Source organism: Amycolatopsis sp. BJA-103 (genome assembly GCF_002849735.1).
Classification (GTDB): Bacteria; Actinomycetota; Actinomycetes; order Mycobacteriales; family Pseudonocardiaceae; genus Amycolatopsis.
The window spans coordinates 205,854-225,004 of sequence record NZ_CP017780.1 but is presented as its reverse complement, the minus strand read 5'-3'; the positions used below and the strand labels follow the sequence as shown (position 1 = coordinate 225,004).

Annotated in this window: 19 protein-coding genes and 1 pseudogene; 12 read left to right on the top strand and 8 right to left on the bottom strand. The window is 66.5% G+C overall.

The annotated features are described in order from the left end of the window. Position 1: 1 nt before the first annotated feature. On the top strand, positions 2-1,087 hold the full coding sequence (locus tag BKN51_RS01150) for a winged helix DNA-binding domain-containing protein (protein WP_101605834.1): 1,086 nt from the start codon (positions 2-4) through the stop codon (positions 1,085-1,087). Between the two features lie 76 nt (positions 1,088-1,163). Further along, positions 1,164-1,460 (top strand): hypothetical protein, encoded by a 297-nt coding sequence (locus BKN51_RS01145; RefSeq protein WP_101605833.1) that lies wholly within the window; start codon positions 1,164-1,166, stop codon positions 1,458-1,460. Here the strand turns inward: BKN51_RS01145 and BKN51_RS01140 are convergent. Then, positions 1,453-2,223: a hypothetical protein gene (locus tag BKN51_RS01140; protein WP_101605832.1), complete on the bottom strand. Its 771-nt coding sequence runs from the start codon at positions 2,221-2,223 to the stop codon at positions 1,453-1,455. The genes BKN51_RS01145 and BKN51_RS01140 overlap by 8 nt on opposite strands. A gap of 78 nt (positions 2,224-2,301) precedes the next feature. On the opposite strand from BKN51_RS01140, the gene BKN51_RS01135 reads away from it, so the two are divergent. The 4 genes from BKN51_RS01135 to BKN51_RS42910 all read left to right on the top strand — a co-directional run bounded on the left by BKN51_RS01135 (position 2,302) and on the right by BKN51_RS42910 (position 6,140). Beyond that, the gene (locus BKN51_RS01135; protein ID WP_146044443.1) at positions 2,302-2,781 is read left to right on the top strand and encodes a hypothetical protein; all 480 of its coding nucleotides are present in this window, start codon (positions 2,302-2,304) and stop codon (positions 2,779-2,781) included. 28 nt (positions 2,782-2,809) lie between these two features. Continuing rightward, positions 2,810-3,181 (top strand): PH domain-containing protein, encoded by a 372-nt coding sequence (locus BKN51_RS01130; RefSeq protein ID WP_101605830.1) that lies wholly within the window; start codon positions 2,810-2,812, stop codon positions 3,179-3,181. Between the two features lie 483 nt (positions 3,182-3,664). Further along, positions 3,665-5,536, top strand: a complete 1,872-nt coding sequence (locus BKN51_RS42915; RefSeq protein WP_146044444.1) for a hypothetical protein — start codon at positions 3,665-3,667, stop codon at positions 5,534-5,536. A 19-nt stretch (positions 5,537-5,555) separates the two neighbouring features. Next, positions 5,556-6,140, top strand: coding sequence for a hypothetical protein (locus BKN51_RS42910; RefSeq protein WP_146044445.1), 585 nt, complete (start codon positions 5,556-5,558; stop codon positions 6,138-6,140). A gap of 90 nt (positions 6,141-6,230) precedes the next feature. Here BKN51_RS42910 and lpdA read toward each other — a convergent pair whose 3' ends face one another. The 4 genes and pseudogenes from lpdA to pip all read right to left on the bottom strand — a co-directional run. Next, a complete protein-coding gene (gene lpdA, locus BKN51_RS01125) occupies positions 6,231-7,616 on the bottom strand; it encodes a dihydrolipoyl dehydrogenase (RefSeq protein ID WP_101605829.1) in 1,386 nt (461 codons plus the stop codon). Positions 7,617-7,663: 47 nt separating this feature from the next. Further along, a complete protein-coding gene (locus BKN51_RS01120) occupies positions 7,664-8,434 on the bottom strand; it encodes a lysophospholipid acyltransferase family protein (RefSeq protein WP_101605828.1) in 771 nt (256 codons plus the stop codon). A 63-nt stretch (positions 8,435-8,497) separates the two neighbouring features. Continuing rightward, positions 8,498-8,905, bottom strand: coding sequence for a nitroreductase family deazaflavin-dependent oxidoreductase (locus BKN51_RS44855; RefSeq protein WP_442857705.1), 408 nt, complete (start codon positions 8,903-8,905; stop codon positions 8,498-8,500). A gap of 66 nt (positions 8,906-8,971) precedes the next feature. Beyond that, positions 8,972-9,910, bottom strand: a pseudogene (gene pip, locus BKN51_RS01115) (prolyl aminopeptidase); the annotation flags it as partial. A gap of 38 nt (positions 9,911-9,948) precedes the next feature. Between pip and BKN51_RS01110 the strand changes: the two are divergent. From BKN51_RS01110 to BKN51_RS01090, 5 genes are all read left to right on the top strand, one after another. Then, on the top strand, positions 9,949-10,989 hold the full coding sequence (locus BKN51_RS01110; RefSeq protein ID WP_101605826.1) for a LacI family DNA-binding transcriptional regulator: 1,041 nt from the start codon (positions 9,949-9,951) through the stop codon (positions 10,987-10,989). Positions 10,990-11,067: 78 nt separating this feature from the next. Next, positions 11,068-12,219 carry a dihydrodipicolinate synthase family protein gene (locus tag BKN51_RS01105; protein ID WP_101605825.1) on the top strand — a complete coding sequence of 384 codons (1,152 nt, stop codon included), beginning with the start codon at positions 11,068-11,070 and terminating at the stop codon, positions 12,217-12,219. Continuing rightward, positions 12,219-13,025, top strand: coding sequence for a sugar phosphate isomerase/epimerase family protein (locus BKN51_RS01100; RefSeq protein WP_101605824.1), 807 nt, complete (start codon positions 12,219-12,221; stop codon positions 13,023-13,025). Before BKN51_RS01105 ends, BKN51_RS01100 begins: the two co-directional genes overlap by 1 nt. Before the next feature lie 69 nt (positions 13,026-13,094). Further along, positions 13,095-14,579 carry an apolipoprotein N-acyltransferase gene (locus BKN51_RS01095; protein ID WP_101605823.1) on the top strand — a complete coding sequence of 495 codons (1,485 nt, stop codon included), beginning with the start codon at positions 13,095-13,097 and terminating at the stop codon, positions 14,577-14,579. A 76-nt stretch (positions 14,580-14,655) separates the two neighbouring features. Further along, the gene (locus BKN51_RS01090) at positions 14,656-15,357 is read left to right on the top strand and encodes a response regulator transcription factor (RefSeq protein ID WP_101605822.1); all 702 of its coding nucleotides are present in this window, start codon (positions 14,656-14,658) and stop codon (positions 15,355-15,357) included. Here the strand turns inward: BKN51_RS01090 and BKN51_RS01085 are convergent. From BKN51_RS01085 to BKN51_RS01075, 3 genes are read right to left on the bottom strand one after another with little or no spacing between them, the layout of a single operon-like run. Continuing rightward, entirely contained in the window at positions 15,354-16,469 is a 1,116-nt protein-coding gene (locus BKN51_RS01085; protein ID WP_101605821.1) for an FtsX-like permease family protein, read from the bottom strand. The genes BKN51_RS01090 and BKN51_RS01085 overlap by 4 nt on opposite strands. Further along, positions 16,466-17,125: an ATP-binding cassette domain-containing protein gene (locus BKN51_RS01080; protein WP_101605820.1), complete on the bottom strand. Its 660-nt coding sequence runs from the start codon at positions 17,123-17,125 to the stop codon at positions 16,466-16,468. Before BKN51_RS01080 ends, BKN51_RS01085 begins: the two co-directional genes overlap by 4 nt. Next, positions 17,122-17,637 (bottom strand): lipoprotein ABC transporter ATP-binding protein, encoded by a 516-nt coding sequence (locus tag BKN51_RS01075; protein ID WP_233224295.1) that lies wholly within the window; start codon positions 17,635-17,637, stop codon positions 17,122-17,124. The genes BKN51_RS01080 and BKN51_RS01075 overlap by 4 nt, the downstream gene beginning before the upstream one ends. A 77-nt stretch (positions 17,638-17,714) precedes the next feature. Between BKN51_RS01075 and BKN51_RS01070 the strand changes: the two genes are divergently transcribed. Further along, positions 17,715-19,061, top strand: a complete 1,347-nt coding sequence (locus BKN51_RS01070; RefSeq protein WP_101605818.1) for a sensor histidine kinase — start codon at positions 17,715-17,717, stop codon at positions 19,059-19,061. The last annotated feature ends 90 nt before the right edge of the window (positions 19,062-19,151 follow it).

The following is a 19,151-nucleotide window of genomic DNA, read 5'->3' as shown; positions in this document are numbered from 1 at the left end:
AATGACGACGGAACGCCTGAGCGCGCGGGCGCTCAACCGCGCGACACTGGCCCGGCAACTCCTGCTGGAGCGCTCCGCGCTGTCCGCCGTCCCCGCGATCGAGCATTTGGCGGGCCTCCAGGCGCAGGCACCCGACTCGTCCTACGTCGGCTTGTGGTCGCGGCTGCGGGATTTCCAGGTGGACGAGCTGGCGAAACCGCTGGCCGCCCGCGAGGTCGTCCGGTCGACGCTGATGCGGGGAACCGTGCACCTGGTGACGGCCGCAGACTGCCTCGCCCTGTGGCCGACCATCAAAACCGTGGTCGAACGCGGTTTCCTCGGCCATTACTCGCGGGAGGTCGCCGGTCTCGATCTCGCCGCTATCACCGAAGCGGGACGGGCTCTGCTGGCCGGGCGGCCCCGCACTCGCGCCGAGATCCGGACCGCGCTGGCGGACCGGTGGCCCGACGCCGACCAGCCCACCCTCGCATACGCGGTCAACAGCCTTCTCCCTCTCGCGCACGTGACGCCGCAAGGCCTGTGGGGACAGCAGGGACCGGTCGCGTTTTCCCTGCTCGACGAGTGGGTCGGCAAACCGGTCGAGGACGGTATCTCGCTCGACGATCTGGTGCTGCGCTACCTCACGGCGTTCGGCCCGGCGACCGTCCGCGACGCACAGGTCTGGTCGGGGCTCACCAAACTCAAGGAAGTCTTCGAACGGCTCCGGCCGCGGCTGCGCACCTTCACCGACACCGCGGGGAAAGAGCTGTTCGACCTCCCCGACGCGCCACGGCCCGATCCCGAAACCCCGGCGCCCCCTCGGTTCCTGCCCGAGTACGACAATGTCCTGCTCTCCCACGCGGACCGCGTACGCCTGATCCCGGACGGCCGCCGCGTGCCGCTACCGCCGGGTCCCGGAGGCCGCCGGGGCACTTTGCTCGTCGACGGCGAATTCCTGGCCGTTTGGGAGATCAAAGGGGCGACCCTGACGATCGAGTCTCGGAAACCCTTGCGGGACAAGGATTCGATCACCGAAGAGGGGATGCGGCTGTTGGAATTCGTAGTGCCGGAACAGGGTCTCGACGTCCGTTTCGGCATCGGCGGATAACGGTCCGGCCTTTTGCCGTAACGAAGGGCGCCGTTCGGGCGAAGCATTGCCTCAAGGAGCCTGAAGGGAGCGGGCCATGGGCAAGAACTACGGATTCATGACGGTGCTGGCGGGGCTGAGCGCGCTCGCGGTCATCGCGGTGGCGGCGGTCATGCGATACCCGAACACGTCCGACGTCACGGCGGTGATCACCGCGGCGGGAACGGTGATCGGCACGGTGGTGGGCGCCTTCTTCGGCGTGAACGCGGCCTCGGCGGGACGCGTGAAGGCCGAGGAGAGCCGGGATCAGGCGACGGCGGCACTGGTGAAGGTCGCCGGCGAGGCGGACAGGGGCAGCGACGTCGCGAAGGCGGCGATGGAAGGCGTCAACTGAGCGCGTCGAGCAGGGCAAGGTCCGGCGGGACGAGGGTGGTGGAGAGCACCAGCTCCCGCAACAGGTTGTCGTTCAACGCGTTTCCGACCGGCTCGCCGACTTCTTCGCGCCGCAGGCCGTAAACACCGCCTGCGGACAACCGCGCCCGGACGTCGATGACGAGGTGCTCGACACGGCGGCTCGTCCACGTTTCGTCGGGGCGGAGTTCGGCGAGCACCTCGGCCGTCTGCTGGCGGGACAACGGCTGCGGGTTGAGGTCGTGCAGCAGGTAACGCTGCCCGAAGACGACCAGGACCAGGCGTTCCTCCGCGCTGAGGCGCCAGCGGCGGGGCGGCACGGTGACGTCACCGTGCCGGGTGGCGGGCTGCCCGCCGTCAGGACCGGCGATGTACAACTCGAGCAGGTGCTCCCGCTTGCCCGAGCCGCGGACGAACAGCGGCGTGTATCCGTCCGACAGGGGGATCGGGTCCTCGCCCTGGGAGAGCCAGCGGGAGTTCGGCAGGCGGATGGGCAGCTGACCGGTGTTGCTGACCCACCATTGCCCGCCGGTGAAGTTCAGGTGCCCGTGCCTGCGGCTGACCCGCAGATCGTTCTCCCCCACACAGACGTCGACCTGCGGCCGGTTGCGCCCGAAGGAGATCTCGCCGCCCTCGTCGGGGTCGACGGACACGCCGCCCGCGAGCGTGAGGGCGAACACCGCGCCGGGGGCCGACCGGGGCACGCCGAGCGCCAGGCTTTCGTGCGCCATCGTGAGCCGCTTCATCGTGCCTCCTCCTGCTCCCCGGCAGTATGAGAGTCGCCGCCGGGGAGGGGTCCCCGCGCATCGCTTTACGTTAAGCATATGTCTACTCAGCGTGTGGCCGGCTTCCTGCTCGTGTCCGCCGCGGCCCTGGCCGGTTGCGGATCCGACACCCAGCCCGCTTCGCCACCGTCTGTTTCTTCACCCGCTCCCGTGTCCTCGCCTTCACCGTCACCTTCGCCGTCTTCGTCTTCGGTCGCTCCGCCGCCGTCGTCGTCGGGTGTCGCCCACCCGGACGGTCCGCTGGTAGCGGCGCAGGGCACCGACCTGAAGTCGTGCCGGGACGGCGACTGCGAAGTCATCCTGAAGCCGAAGGACAAGATCGCCTTCGAAGCGCGGCTGCGCGTCACCTACATCGCGGTCGATTCCGTGTCGGACGACGGTGTCACCCTCTCGGCCGCCCTCCCCAGCGGCGCACGAGCGTCCTTCAGCGGCAGCGCCGGCCGGACGAACGGGATCAGCTACACGGTGAGCGCGGTCAAGGAGGGCAAAGCGGTCGTGAAGTTCACGCCCGAGGCCTGATCCGGCGGAAATCCGTACCCTGGAGACCATGATTGACTTCTCCAAGGACACCGTCTTCAAGCTCACGCCGTGCAAGCCGAAGGACATCGCGCCGACGGTGCAGCCGATCATCATCCCCGGGGAAGAGATCATCTCGTCGTTCAAGGCGGTGCGCGACTTCGTGGTGTTCACGAACAAGCGGCTGATCGCGGTGAACGTCCAGGGCATGACGGGCAAGAAGAAGGACTTCACTTCGCTGCCCTACAACAGGATCCAGGCGTTCTCGATCGAAACCGCGGGCACGTTCGATCTGGACGCGGAGCTGGACCTGTGGTTCAGCGGGCTGGGGAACGTGCGGCTGGAGTTCCGGGGTTCGGACATCCGGGCGATCGGCCAGCTGATCGCTTCCCACACCCTCTAGCCTCTGCACGCGACCAGCGTGCGCAGGTGGTTGCATCCCGTCGAGGTGAGTTCATGCGTGTTCTGACGATATACCCAAGGATCTTAGCTTCTTCAAAGATTCACACAATTGAGTTCCTTGCCGTCATCCTGTCATAGGTTGTCGGAATTTTTCTCGAGGCTGAAGCAACAAGACTGGAAATTCACATGCAGATTGGCGCATGTAAATCCTTCGCCTAGTCCAACATGCCCCCAGACAGCAGACCAGTAACAAGTTGAACAGCTTTACCGACTAGGGGATCAGGCAGACCTTCGAGGAAGTAGCGACCATCCTTCCGATCTTCAAGTTCAATATTCACACTGCCTCGACGTAGGGAGCGAACCCGAACTTGCCAAATCACCAAGCTAACAGTACACCAAATCTCCCAGGCCAATTGCCAGAAATTCAGAACTAAAAATTGGCATCAGGCCTCTGAGAATTTCACACAAACGTCCGGGAGATGAAATGAATCCACTAGACGAAGGAGTCTGGCTTGTATCGAATGAGAGACAAATAATTGCCACATTCTATTTACCCCTTCCCGAGCCCTTAGCTCTTGCAAGCGGCACCCAAATACCCACCTACCTGCGCTTCTATCGCGATTCTATCGAAATTCTCAATAACGCAAATATCGACTTACTATTTCAATCCCTAGAGATCTCGCCAGGTATGGCTATACTAGAAACTGCGGAACAGAGACGCCTCCATCGCAGCTCCCACGGGCGGGAAAATTGGTCGAATAAGGCATGGCTGTCGAGCTCTATTCTCATTCATCAAGTCGCATCCGACCTGATCGCACGCACCGGCCTAGACGCCGTAGCGGCGGCAGCGGAGGCCACTTCCAGCGGCAAGTTCAATATAGACGAAGTTGAACTATCGACCATCAGACCTCTTTCGAGCGAACTAAGAGCACATCTTGCAGATGCAGCAAAAATTGGCGTCGGCACAATTACTGTCGCCGAAATAGCTGTACCAACTAGGATAATAGGCGGACAGTTAGAATTCGAGAACATGGTAAGCAGCGAGCCTCATATCCATGGAAGCGAGGATCCAAACACTCAATCTGATACTTGGGATTTTATCGATGGAAGGTCGATAAGTGCACAGGATCCCAAACTTGCACACAGACTATACTCGGCACTCGCCGTGGCAGTCAAAGACCTGCGCGACCTTCAGAAGGCGTATCACGCCGTAATGCGAGCTCCGATATCACTAGTCGCGCGCGAGAGGCTCCCACAGGTTCTTCCAGTCATTCTGCGTCAACATCAAGACATTGGAAACCCAACTAATTCGACGAAAACACTGATAGAGGTCAACAGAAATCTATGGCCCCTCATACTCCCTCCTTTAATGAAAGAGGAAAAACTCAAATCACTAAATCATGCTCGCAGCAAGGTAAACTCAGGCGCCTTCAGCGCATACCTTGACCTACACCGCGAAGCGGACGCAGCTCTGTACCGCCAAGGCGATACGAGATTAGGCTCGCTTCTGTGGGCACTTTCTGCTGAATCACTCCTAGACGAGCTACTTCTTCATTCTAAATGGGAAGAAAAGATGACTCCAGAAGAAGCTGCGAACTCTTGGATTAACGGTCTTGACACGCGAATAAAGCGAGAGTATAGCTCACGATTCGGAGGAAGCTGGGATACATCGAAGCCTGGTCCGATAAGAGCATGGAGTACGCGTGTGGCAGATTTGCGAAACAGAATTGTACATGGAGCATATATCCCTACCGCACTTGAAGCCCAGCTTGCTGGCGAAGCAGTCACCTCCCTAACAACATTCTTATGCGATAGATTGTCGTCACAAAATACTCTTCGCCGACTACCGCGGACCGCACTAGCACTGGCTGCCGAATCTGGCCTCCGCCGAAGGAATGCTTTCACTAAAAGTATTTTAGCACTTCAACAAGATAGAAGTGAGCCACCATGGGACGAGACATTCAAAAGATGGCGCAATGCCACGTCTCGCATCAGGAGAGACTCATCCACAAGCAAGCGAGAGCCGATAATCGAAAATGCAACCCTGCTAGCAGTAGTGCATTCAAATGGAGAAATTAAGTGGTGCGCACACGACTACACTAACCATCTCGCTGCCCCGATGGCGTATCCAAGAGACTTAATTAACAAGGCACAGCTAGAGGCACTCGAATCCATCCGACGTGAATACGTAAGCCATGGATACAACTATCCTATCTCACATGAAATAAGCTACGATGGCGAGTTGCCTGCACCGGTTGGCAATTGGGTTGAAGAGTACCACCTTGTACCGCTTGCTGGCGTCATGGTCGATAAGAGTGACTACTCCATAGTAGCACCTCTCGGCCATTCAGAATAGCCGAGAGAGGGAGCTTTAATTGCATAACCAATATTTACTTGAATTGACGAAGCCACTGGCTGTCTTCCAGGCCCCCAGCAGTACGTCAACTGCACCATACATCCTTTTGGGCGCCGGAATTACAGCAGTAGTTTCAATCGCTTCAATCTACCTGAAATTTCAGTTAGACAAGCGAGTGACGAAAACGAGCAATGAGTTCGAACTAGAGAAATTAAAAATTGAGCTTTCTGCCAACCAGGAAGCCGCAAACGAAAAAGCAGTACGTCAGGTTTACGCCAGGTTTTTAGCTGGCACAGCAGATATCTATAGCAAAATCACAAGTGCACGCAGAGTTCGGCGATCCAACAGCAATGATGAAGCCTACCGAAACCAACTACGCCAAATTGACCCACGCGAACCCCAGGTGGCTCTCGAAGAGGGCAGGATTATCGGAAAAGACACTTCAGCCGAAGCTGCGGATGCACTTTGGCACCATGTCCGATCTAGCTCCATCCCACAAGGTGCCGAGCTTTCCTCAATAGAATGGAAGAGCTGGAAAGATAAATACTGGGTGCTCCGCAAAGCGCTCATCGATGATCTAAAATCACGACCGAGCACGTCGTGAAATTAACACGACCTGATCAACACCACAACCAACAGGACGGCTGGACACCTGCCCTGACCCGCGAAACCGCAGGTCAGGGCAGGTTCGCGCTTACATGTTGATCATGTGTCCAGCGAGACCGTGAACGGCTTCCTTGACCGCTTCCCCCAGCGTCGGGTGAGCGTGCACGTTCCGCGAAATCTCGTGCACCGTCAGGTCCCACTGCTGCGCCAAAGTCAGCTCCGGCAGCAGTTCGGTCACCTCAGGCCCGATCAGGTGCGCCCCCAAAAGCTCACCATGCGAAGCGTCGCTGAGGATCTTCACGAAACCGACGGCCTCGCCGAGGCCGTGCGCCTTTCCGTTGGCGGTGAAGGGGAACTTCGCCACCTGGACGTCGAAGCCCTTTTCGCGGGCCTGTTCTTCGGTCCAGCCGAAGCTGGCGATCTGCGGCTGGCAGTAGGTGGCGCGCGGGATCATCACGAAGTCGAGTTCCATGGTCTCGGCGCCCGCGATGGTCTCGGCGGCGACGACGCCCATGGACTCGGACGCGTGCGCGAGCATCAGTTTCGCGGTGACGTCGCCGATCGCGAAGATGTGCGGGACGTTGGTGCGGCCGCGCGAGTCGATGGCGATGGCGCCGCGGTCGGTCAGCTCGACACCGGTCTTGTCCAGGCCGTATCCCTCGGTCCGCGGCTGGAAACCGATGGCCTGCAACACCTTGTCCGCTTCCAGGACGCGCTGCTCGCCGTTCTTCGACACGGTCACGAGGACCTGCTCGCCGGTGTCGTCGATCGTCTCGACCTTGGTGGAGGTCAGCACCTCGATGCCGAGCTTCCGGTAGCGGCGGGCCAGTTCGGCGGAGACCTCGGCGTCTTCGAGCGGGACCATGCGGTCGAGGTATTCGACGATGGTCACCTTCACGCCGTAGTTGTGCAGCACGTAGGCGAATTCGACGCCGATCGCGCCCGCGCCGGCGATGACGATGCTTTCCGGCAGTTCGTTTTCCATGATCTGCTGTTCGTAGGTGACCACGCGGTCGCTGCGCGTGGTACCCGGCAGCAGGCGCGCGGTGGCGCCGGTGGCGATCACGCAATTGTCGAAGGTGATCCGCTCGCCGTTGACCTCGACGGTGTTGGCGTCGAGGAAGGTGCCGTGCCCGTCGTACTCGGTGATCTTGTTCTTCTTCATCAGGTAGTGCACGCCCTTGACGCGACCGTCCGCGACCTTGCGGCTGCGGTCGAAGGCGGCCTGGTAGTCGAAGGTGACCTTCCCTTCGACCTGGATCCCGAAGGACTTCGCCTCTTTGGTCACGATGTGCGCGAGTTCGGCGTTGCGCAGCAGTGCCTTCGAGGGGATACAGCCGACGTTGAGGCAGACCCCGCCCCAGTATTTCTCCTCCACGACCGCCGCGCTCAGCCCCAGTTGCGACGCCCGGATGGCCGCCACGTAACCGCCGACCCCGGCGCCCAGAACAACGACGTCATAGTGTGCGCTCATACTTCGAAACCTACCCCTCACCGGGACGGTCCGAAGGGTGAGACTGCCTACTCAGGGCGGGAACCGCGAATCCCGATCAGCAGGTCGGTCACCGCGGCCATGATCCGCTCGGTCGCCTCCTCCAGCACCTCGCGCGACGGCGAGGGCGTCATGAGATCCGAGAGGTCCACCGGCGGACCCGCGATCAGGTTCACCGTCTTGCGCGGGAAGCCGCGCGGGAGGACGGCGTCCGACGGCAGCAGGTGGTGCGTGCCCCAGTTCGCGAGCGGGATCACCGGGACCCCGGTCTCCAGCGCGATCCGCGCGATTCCGGTCTTGCCGCGCATGGGCCACCCGTCCGGGTGATCCGTGAAGGTCGCCTCCGGGAAGATGACGACGCATTCACCCTCACGCACGGCACTCACGGCGTCGCGATACGCGCCCGACGCCGTGGGCGCCCCGCGGTAGACCGGGATGTGCTTGCCCGAGCGCATCACCGAGCCGACGACCGGCGCGTCCCACAGGCTCGCCTTCGCCAGGTAGCGCGGCACGCGGCCGTGGGCGAGGCAGTACGCCGTCACCGTCGTCGGATCGGCGAACGAGAGGTGGTTCGACGCGACCAGGAAGCCGCCCGACGCGGGCAGGTGCTCCCCGCCGCGCACCCGGAACCGGGTGAACAGCACCAGGAACGGCCACACGACGTTGATCGCGAGGCTGAACCAGAACCCCCGGCCGGCGCGGGCGAAGCGCCGGCCGAAGGCGATCATCTGGCGGAACGTCAGCAAGTCGCCCGAAACGGGGCTCAGTGCGGTCCAGCGTTCACGGGGTCTCAGCACCATGGACGTAATTCGTAGCCGAACCCGCCCCGGTTCGGCCGGAACAACGCGCGAACGCGGCGCGGATCACACGCGTTCGAGCACCACCACGGGGATCTCACGGTCGGTCTTCTTCGCGTACTCGTTGTAGTCCGGCCAGACCGCGGCGAGCTTCTCCCACAGCTTCGCGCGCTCCTCGCCCTCGATGGTCCGGGCCCGCGCGGTGAACTTGTCCGCCTTGACCTGGGCCTTGACCTCGGGGTTCGCCTGCAGGTTCTTGTACCAGCCCGGGTCCTCCGGCGCCCCGCCCTTGGAGGCGACGATGACCGGGTTGTTGTCGTCGTCGAACTGGTAGATCAGCGCGAACTTGCGGTCCTCGCCGGTCTTGCGGCCCTTGGTGGTGAGGACGAGACAAGGCGCGCCCTTCTCCCAGTCGTGGCCCACCTCGCCGTCGGTCTCTTCGTAGCGACGGACGTGCTCGTCACCGAAAAGCATGTCTGGGTTCCTCTCCTCGTCCTGGGGTGTACCGGCGCCCCGCCAGTCTGACGCGAACCGGTCGGTCGCGCTGATCAACTCGTGCAGGGTGCCGGGTTCGTCGAACGCGTGACCCGAGTCGCCGACCATCACCAGTTCCGCGCCCGGCAGCACCTGGCTGAGCTCCCAAGCGGTGATGGCCGGGGTGACCACGTCGTAGCGTCCCTGGACGAGAACGCACGGGACGCCCCGGAGCTTCCCGGCGCCGCGCAGCAGCTGGTCTTCGGCCAGCCAACCACCGTGCCGGAAATAGTGGTTCTCGATCCTCGCGATCGCGAGGGCGAACGACGGATCGCCGAACGCGTCGATCACGTCGGCCTGCGGGCGCAATTTGACCGTTTCGCCTTCCCAGCGGCTCCACGCGATCGCGGCGGGCCCGTGCACCGAAGGGTCCGGATGGTGCAGCAGTTCGTGATACACCTCGATCAGGTTGTCCTGGCGGCGCGAAAACGGCACCGGGGCCAGGAACCGTGACCACGCCTCGGGGAAGAGGAACGCCGCTCCCCCGCCGAAAAGCCACTGCAGTTCCTTCACCCGCAACGTGGCCACGCCGCGCAGAACGAGTTCCGTGACCCGTCCGGGATGCGTTTCCGCGTAGGTCAGCCCGAGCACACTCCCCCACGAGCCGCCGAAGACCATCCAGTGTTCGATGTCGAGATGCTCGCGCAACCGCTCGATGTCGGCGACGAGGTGCCACGTCGTGTTGACCGAAAGATCAGCCTCCGGGGTGGCGCAGTTCGGGGTGCTGCGCCCACAGCCGCGCTGGTCGAAAAGGACGATCCGGTACCGGTCGGGATCGAACAGTCTGCGATGTCTCGGGATCGAACCACTTCCGGGGCCACCGTGCAGGAAGATCACGGGTTTGCCCTCGGGATCGCCGCATTCCTCCCAATAGATCTCATTGCCGTCACCGACGGGCAACATCCCTTGGACGTAAGGTTCGATTTCCGGGTAAAGGCCGAGCATGTCCGCCACTATGCCCCAAACAGCAGCTTGGAGGATCGATGAAGGCCCGTCCCCATGTGACGCTGGAAGATGTGGCGCGCACCGCGGCCGTGTCGCTCGCGACAGCGTCCCGCGTCCTCAACGGCACCGCCACCGTCCGGGGAGATCTCCGCGAACGGGTGATCGCCGCGGCGGCCGAACTCTCGTACACCCCCAATGCCCACGCTCAGGCCCTGGCCGGTGGCTCGCAGCCGACCGTCGGAGTGATCTGCCATGACGTCGGCGACCCGTACTTCGCCGCGATCGCCGGCGGCGTCATGCGGGTGGCGAGCGAGAACGAGCTCCTGGTGATGCTCGCGAGCACGTTCCGCGATCCGGCCAAGGAGGTCGCGTACGTCTCCACGCTGCGCGCCCAGCGTGCCTCGGCCATCCTGCTGATCGGCTCCGCGTTCGAGGACAAGGCGTGGGAAAAGGCGATGGCCGCCGAACTCGAGCCGTACCGGCGCGGCGGCGGGCACGTCGCCGCGGTCAGCAGGCACCGCGGGCTCAAGGTGGACACCGTCCAGCCCGACAATCGCGGGGGCGGCGCCGAACTGGCGAAAGCCCTGCTGGACCTGGGGCACCGGCGGTTCGCGGTACTCGCCGGGCCGAGGAGCCTGACCACCGTTGTCGACCGCCTCGACGGCTTCGCGGCGGAACTGCTGGAGCACGGCGTCGAACTCCGCGAGGACGACGTCGCGGAAGCCGCGTTCACCCGTGACGGTGGCTACGAAGCGATGGAGCAGGTGCTCGCCCGGCCGCGCAAGCAGTGGCCGACGTGCGTGTTCGCGGTGACCGACGTGATGGCGATCGGCGCGATGGCGGCACTGCGCGACGCGGGCGTCTCCGTACCCGGTGAGATGTCGATCGCCGGTTTCGACGACATCCCGGTAGTGCGCGATCTCACGCCCGCGCTGAGCACGGTGGCGTTGCCGCTGGAGAAGCTGGGCGAACGGGCCATGGACCTGGCACTCAAGGCCTCGCCCGGCACCCGGCCGCGCGTGGTGCGCATGTCCGGCGAGGTCGTCCTGCGCCGCAGCACCGCTTCCCCCGCTCGCTGAAACCCTTGTGTGCGGTCCACGCGGTGACTTACCGTGGCACGAGAAAGCGCTTTCTCACCCCCGCGCCACGGAGACCCGATGACCTTGATCGCCCTGCCCACCGCCGACGGCGGACTGGCGGAGTGGACGCCGCAAGGGGCGGAAACGCCCGCGAAACCGGCATCACCGCCGACCTCCCGGATCGCCTACGCGGCCGCACACGTGGTGGCCGACCCGTTCGCCGCCGCCGATCCCGAAGAGGGCGCGGTACTGGACTGGGACACGACGCTCGCCTTCCGCGAGCACCTGTGGTCCTGCGGTCTCGGCGTGGCCGAGGCGATGGACACCGCGCAGCGCGGGATGGGGCTGGACTGGGACACCACCAAGGACCTGATCCGGCGCACCGGCGCGCTCGCCGCAGGACGGCCGTGGGTCGCCGGGGTCGGCACCGACCAGCTTCCCGGCGGCGACGCGACCGCGGAGTCCATTGTGGACGCCTGGCGCGAGCAGCTGGACATCGTCGGCGAAGCCGGGGCGATCCCGGTCGTGATGGCCAGCCGCGCGCTCGCGGCTTCGGCGTCCGGTCCCGAGGATTACCATGCCGCGTACGGGAAACTGCTCTCCGGCGCGGACCGCCCGGTCCTGCTGCACTGGCTGGGCGAGCAGTTCGATCCGGCGCTGGCAGGCTACTGGGGACACGGCGACGTCCGTGAGGCCGCCAAGGAACTGGGCAGGCTTTGCACCGATCACGCCGGCGTCATCGCGGGGGTCAAGGTTTCGGTGCTCGACGCGTCGATCGAGACCGAGTTCCGCCGCGCGCTGCCCGAGGGCGTCGCCTGCTACACCGGAGACGACTTCAACTACCCCGAACTGATCGCCGGGGACGAACAGGGCCACAGCGAAGCACTTCTGGGCATCTTCGACGCCGTCGCGCAGGTCGCGGGTGCCGCGCTCGCCCGGCTCGACGAAGGCGACAAGGCCGGTTTCCACGGCCTGCTCGACCCGACCGTCGCGCTCTCGAGGGCGATCTTCCGGGCGCCCACCAGGAACTACAAGACCGGCGTCGTCTTCCTCGCCTACCTCAACGGGCACCAGAAGCACTTCCGGATGGTGGCGGGCCGCGAATCGGCACGGTCCATCACGCATCTGGCCGAACTGCTGCGCCTGGCGGACGCCGCCGGGGTGCTCGCCGACCCGGACCTCGCCGTCGCGAGGATGCGGCCGCTGCTGGCCGCGGCGGGGGTGGCCTGATGGACCGGTTGAGCCTGAACCAGATCACCACCAAGGCGTGGTCGCTGCCGGAGGCCGTGGCGGGGTGCGCCGAGGCGGGTGTCCGCTGGATCGGCCTGTGGCGGGACAAGGTCGCCGAGACCGGCGTCGAGGAGACTGCCCGGCTGCTCAAGGAGTACGACGTCGGCGTGTCGTCGTTGTGCCGCGGCGGCTTCTTCACCGGGATCACCCCGGAAGGGTCCCCTGTGGACGGTGTCGCGCAGACGCGGGAGGCGATCGACGAAGCCGCCGCGCTGGGTGCGGAGGTCCTCGTCCTGGTCGTCGGCGGGGTGAACGGCGACCTGACGTCGTCGCGGCAGCGGGTCGCGGACGCGGTCGGCGAACTGGCGCCGTACGCCGGTGAGCGCGGCGTCCGGCTCGGTCTGGAACCGCTGCATCCCATGCAGTGCGCGGAACGTTCGGTCCTGTCCACTGTGGATCAGGCGCTGGCGATCGCACTGGAGCATCCGGCCGACCAGGTCGGCGTGATCGTCGACGAGTTCCACGTGTGGTGGGATCCGCGGATCGAGGAGTCGATCGCCGCGGCGGCCGGGCGGATCGCCGGATTCCACGTCTGCGACCAGAAGGTGCCGTTGACCGATACCCTGCTCGGCCGCGCGCTGCCCGGTGACGGCCCGATCGACCACCGGCACCTGAAGGCCTGTGTCGCGGCCGCCGGGTACACCGGACCCATCGAGGTCGAGGTGTTCGACGCCGAGCTCTGGCGCCGTCCCGGTGGCGAAGTCCTCGCGGAGACCATCAAGGCGTACCGGGATCACGTTTCCTGACGAAAGTAAGGGTCGTCCGCTGCCCAAGGTCGGCTGTCCGGGCGGCCGTGGTTTCCTACCGTTCGCGGTATGAAACCACGGCTGCTCTGGTGGCTGGGCACAGCGCTGCTCCTGCTCTCCGTCCACACCGATTGGAACGTCCCGCTCGCGGCTTGGGTGTTCCCGGTCTTCCTGCTCCGCTACGCCCGCCAGGTCCCCGTCCGGCGCGCGATCCTGTTCGTGGGCCTGTCCCTGCTGATCGGGCAACTGTTCTGGCTCGGGGCCACCGGCCTGGCGTTCGTCCTGTCCGCCTTGCTCGCCTTCACCCTGCTCGCGGTGCTGCAGACGACGGCGTTCCTCGCCGACCGCCTGGTCGCCGACCGTGCCGGGCCACTGAAGACCTTGGTGTTCCCGGCGACCTTGGTGGCGGCCGAATATCTCTTCACCCTCGTCACCGGATTCGGGGACTTCGGCGCGCTCGGCAGCACCCAGTCCGGAAACCTGCCGCTGCTCCAGACGGCGTCCGTGACCGGCGTGTACGGCCTCACCTTCGTCCTCGCGTGGTTCGCCTCGGTGGTGAACACCGTTTGGGCGGAAGGGTGGCCGCGGGTCAAGCGCACGGCGCTCGTCCACGCCTGCGTGCTCGGCCTGGTGTTCCTCGCGGGCGGCGTGCGGTTGCTGTTCGACGCACCGACGACGCAGACCGTCCGGATCGCGGGGATCAGTCCCTCGACGGCCGCGGACACGGCGAGTACCGACGCACTGGAGCGGATCGGCGTGAAGTACTGGCGGGCACAGGAAGTCGTCGCGGCGGACCCGGTCGCGGTCGGCGCGGCCTTGGCGCCGGTCACCGAAGATCTCGTGACCAGGACGCGGCAGCAGGCGTCGGCGGGGGCGAAGATCGTCATCTGGCCGGAAACGCACGCCAGTGTCCTGGAGCGTGACCAGGCGGAGCTGCTGAAACGGGTCGGCGCCGAAGCGAAACAAGCGGGTATCCACGTCGGACTCGCCTACGCGCTCTACACCACCCAAGCTCCGTATATCCGGAATCTGGCCGTGCTCGTCGGGCCGACGGGCGAAGTGCTGTGGACCTACGACAAGACGCATCCGACGCCGATGGAACCGATGAAGCCCGGCCCGGGAACCGTGCCCACCGCGGATTCGCCGTACGGACGGCTCGCGACGGTCATCTGCTACGACGCCGACTACCCCGGCCTGATGCGCCAGGCCGCGGACAAGGAGACCTCGCTGATGCTCGTGCCCGCGAACGACTGGCAGGGATTCGGCTCACTGCACTCGGAGAAAGCGGTCTTCCGCGCGGTGGAAAACGGTTACTCGCTCTTCCGGCACTCCACCCACGGTATTTCCACAGCTGTGGACGATCAGGGCCGGGTACTCGGGAAAGCCGACTATTTCCGCACCGACCAGCAGACACTCGTCGCGGATCTGCCGGCACAGCCGAGAACACAGACCGTGTACGCCCGTGTCGGCGACGTGTTCGCCTGGCTGTGTCTCGCCGTTGCCGCACTCTGTCCTTTATGGACACTCCAGCGGAAACGCACAGGGAAACGTTAGCGCCCTGTTACGGACGGGGTGGTGTTCGTAACGTCTTGGCCGAAAAGAACAGTGTTCAACGGTTAAGCTCCCCCGCATGCCGAAATTGCTGGTGGTGGAAGACGACGACGCGATCGGCGGCGTCCTCGAATCGACCCTTCGCCTGCACGGCTACGAGGTTTCCTGGCAGCGGGACGGCCGCACCGCGCTCGCGGCCGCGGCGGCCGACGACATCGACTTCGTCCTGCTCGATCTCGGCCTGCCGGATCTGGACGGGGTCGAGGTCTGCCGGCGGCTGCGCGCGGCGCTCCCCGGCGCCGTGCTGGTCATCCTGACCGCCCGGCAGGAGGAGATGGACGTCGTCGTCGGCCTGGAGGCCGGCGCCGACGACTACCTCACCAAACCCATCCGCCTCGGCGAACTGCTCGCCAGGGTGCGGGCGCACCTGCGGCGCGGGACGGCCCCGCCGGAGAGCAGGCCCGCGATCGCCGTCGGGCATCTGCGGGTGGACACCGCCGGGCGGCGGGTCAGCGTCGGCGGACGGGAGATCCCGTTGCGCGCCAAGGAGTTCGATCTGCTCGCCCGGCTGGCCGAACAGCCGGGCGTCGCGGTCAGCCGGGACACCCTGATGTCGGAGGTGTGGGACGCGCACTGGTACGGCTCCACGAAGACCCTCGACGTCCACATCGCCGCGCTGCGACGGAAACTGGCCGAGTCGGCGCCCACCCCCGAGCAGGCGCCGCGGATTTCGACCCTGCGCGGCCACGGCTACCGCCTCGAGCAGCCCTTCGAGGGCTAGTAGTCACGAAGATCGGACACTTCGTCGCGGGCGGCGAGCTGCGCGATCCGCGCGGACGCCACGACGCACGAAACGATCACGACCGCGCCCAGCATCCCGAAGTACCCGTGGGGGAAAGCCACCCATTCCACCGGGGTGAGCAGGACGAACAACACGCCGAGCAGATGCCCGGCGATCAGGCCCCCGCCGCCGACGATCAGCGCGTCGCCCGCGATGAAGGTCGCCACCTGACGGCGTTTCCCGCCGAGGGTGCTGACGATCAGCAGGTCGCGGCGGCGTTCGTTGAGCGCCAGCCCGAACGACGGTCCCGCGGCGGCCGCGGCGAGCAGGAGTGACGCCACCCGGTCCACCGTCGCCGCGGTGCAGCCGTCCCTGGTGAGGGCGGACGAGATCGCGAACGCCACCGCCAGCGCGACCAGCGCCACCGACCGCGCCAGCAACGCGCTCCGCCACGAAATGGACAGCGCGAGCACCCCCGCGAGCCCGGAGACGAGCGGCCTGAGCGCCCCGCCGATCGCCCGTTTTCCCTTGCGCAGCCCCAGCTCCACCAGGCGCCACAGCAGCATCGTGCCGCCCGCCCAGCCGAGCAGCGGCCAGAAGAACGCGAGCGCGAGCAGGACGAAGTCGAGGCCGTAGGCCGTCCACCAGGGCGGCCCGTCGTCGGCCGGGACGAAATACCACTCGCGCAGCACCGGCGGCAGGACGGCGAGGGCCGCGACGACCAGGCCGCCGAGCAGCAAGAGAACGATTTCCCGGACAAGGGACAACCCTGATCCGGGCAGGAAACCGGCGGCCAGCGACAGCGCGACACCCGCCACGCCACCGGCCAGCCCGGCGGCCGCGGCTTCGGCCGAAGCCAGCCCGAGCACCTGCCCGCCGGTCGCGCCGCGGGCCCGCAGCAGGTCCTGGTCTCCCCGCAGTGAACGCTCCGACGGGGCGGCCAGCAGCACCACGAGCACCGTCGCGGGTACCCACGGCGGCGCCGGTGCCCCGGTCCAGCCGTGCACCGCGAGCAGCGTGGTCACGATCGCGACCCCGGCCGCGGGCACGCCGAGCCTGGCGGGGCGCACGCGCGCGATCCCGCCGACCCACAACGCCATCGCCGCGATCACCGGTCCCGCACCAGCTTCCCGTCGACCATCGACCAGTGCTCCCCGAACAGGTCCGGCGGCGCCTGTTCGGCCGTGGCCACCAGCAACCCGGCGGCCAGCCGGTCCGCCGCGTGCACGAGCCTGCCGAAAAGCCGTTCCCCTTCGCGCCGGTCGAGCCAGCCGGCCGGGTCGTCGGCGAGGATCAGTTTCGGCGCGGGCGCGAGCGCCCTGGCCAGGATCGCCAGCCGGATCTGCTCACCGCTCAGGTCACGGGGTGCCTTCTTGGCGAAGCCGGTGAGACCCACCAGGTCCAGCGCGCCGTCGACGGCGTCGCGGACCGCGGTGCCGGTCCGGCCCGCGAGGACCAGCGGCAGGGCGACGTTGAGCCGGACGTCGAGATCGCGCAGCAGCCCGCCGTCCTGCAGGACCAGCCCGATCAGGTCGGGCCCCGGCGGGGACGGCTCGAACGCGGGCCAGTCGATCGTGCCCGCCGTCGGTTTCTTCATCCCGGCGAGCAGGTGCAGCAGCGTGGTCTTCCCGGCACCGGCCCGGCCGGTCACCACCGCGCGGGTGTCCGTGCCGATCACGCAGCTGACGCCGTGCACGGCCACCACCGCGGTCAGCCCCGAGCCATAGGTGTGCGCCAGCTCGTCGGTGCGGACCAGAGGTGCCGTCACGCCACTCTCACGATCCGGTGCGCGGCCGCGGCGATCCCGTGGTCGCGGGTCGCCACGACGACGGCCGTCCCGCGGGTCGCGACGGCGCACAGCAGGTCCATCAGTTCGAGTGCGGCGAGCCCGTCGAGTTCACCCGCCGGTTCGTCGGCGAGCAGTACCTCGGGCGCCCCGGCCAGCGCGACGGCGACGCCGGCCCGCGCGCCTTCCAGCGCCGACAGCGTGCCGGGATAGGCGTCACCGCGGCCGGCCAGCCCGGCCAGTTCGAGCAGGTCACCGGCGTTTTCGGGGGCGCGACGGGCGGCGAGCCTTCCCGCCAGCAAGACGTTCTGCTCGACGGTGAGATGGCCGAAGAGGTTCCCGCGCCTGAGCAGGACGCCGACGCCGGGACCGCCACCGGGGGTTTCCCCACCTCCGGCGGGCAGCACGGCCACACACTCGCCCGGGACGGCGAACCGGACGAGGGGGACGGATCCGGGCCCCGGGCCTGCCATGACGGCGGCACGTCGGCGCATGGCCCCAAGGTAAGGCGAACGGGGTCAACATCGCCTTGATCTCAGGTCAACGGACGGCAAAATATCGCTTCGGGTGGGTGATCCTCGTCCTCGTCGGCCACACTCTGTCCGTGCGCCGCCGGATCGTCACCCTCACCGTGCTGGCTGCGGTGCTGGCGATCACCCTCTTCGGGGTGCCGCTGGCCATCGCGGTCGGCAGGTTCCACGAGGGGATGTCCACCCACGACCTCGAACGCGCCGCCGACACCGTCGCCCTCGCGGTGACCGGCGAACTGGCCAACGGCCGGACCCCGGAACTCAGACCGGTCGAAGCCGACGAGGGCGAAGATCGGATCCACGGCATCCGGGTCGCGGTCTACACGCCGACCGGCAGGCTCCTGACCGGCGACGGCCCGGCGACCGAAGACCGGTTCGTCCGCGAGGCGCACGACACCGACATGGCGACCGGGAGGCTCGGCGACGAAGTGGTCCTCGCCGTCCCGGTGCTCAGCGGGGCGGCGCTGGTCGGGGTGGTCCGTGCCGCCCATCCCCGGTCCGAGCTGGACACCCGGATCCGGCTGACCTGGCTGAAGATGGCCGGGCTCGCCCTCATCGCGATCGGGGCCAGCTGGCTGATCGGCCGCCGGATCGCCACCCGGCTCACCCGGCCGCTGGAAGAACTGGCCGTCACCGCCGAACGCCTCGGCGAAGGCGACTTCACCGTGCGCACGCGCCGGACCGGAGTCCGCGAGATCGATCAGGTCGCCGAAGCACTCGACGTCACCTCCGAGCGGATCGGCGAGACGCTGGAACGGGAACGCACCTTCTCCTCCGACGCCTCCCACCAGCTGCGGACGCCGTTGACCGGGCTGCGCCTACAGCTGGAAGCGGCGCTGGAGAATCCCGATCGCGACCCCTACGCCACGATCCGCGACGGCATCACCTCGGCCGACCGGCTGGAACGGACCATCGACGATCTGCTGGCGCTGGCCAAGCAGACCAGGGCGCCGCGCGCACTGCTCGACCTGGGCAAACTCTTCGAGGAGGTCCGCCAGACCTGGCACGGCCTGCTCGCCGGACGCGGCCGCGCGCTGCGGATCAGCGGACGGGAAGCCCTGCCGGCGCGGGCGGCGGACGCGGCCGTGCGGCAGGTGCTCGCCGTCCTGCTGGACAACGCGGCGACGCACGGACGGGGCACGGTCACCGTCGTCGCTCGCGACGCCGGTGAGGCGCTGGCCATCGACGTGAGCGACGAGGGGGCCATCCCGGACGGGACCGATCCGTTCGTGACCGAAGAACGGACCGAGGAGCGGGAAGGCCACGGGATCGGCCTGCGGCTGGCACGGAGCCTGTCCGAGGCGGAGGGCGGGCGACTGCGGCTGACGAGCCCGTCGCCGACGACGTTCACGCTGCTCTTGCCCGCCGAAAGACCTTCACCGCATTAAGAAGGCCCGGGCCTGGCGAGCTAGGGGGGGTTACTCGCCAGGCCGGGCCGGTAGGAGGCAAACGCGCCCCGACAGCGCGCACGGCATGCC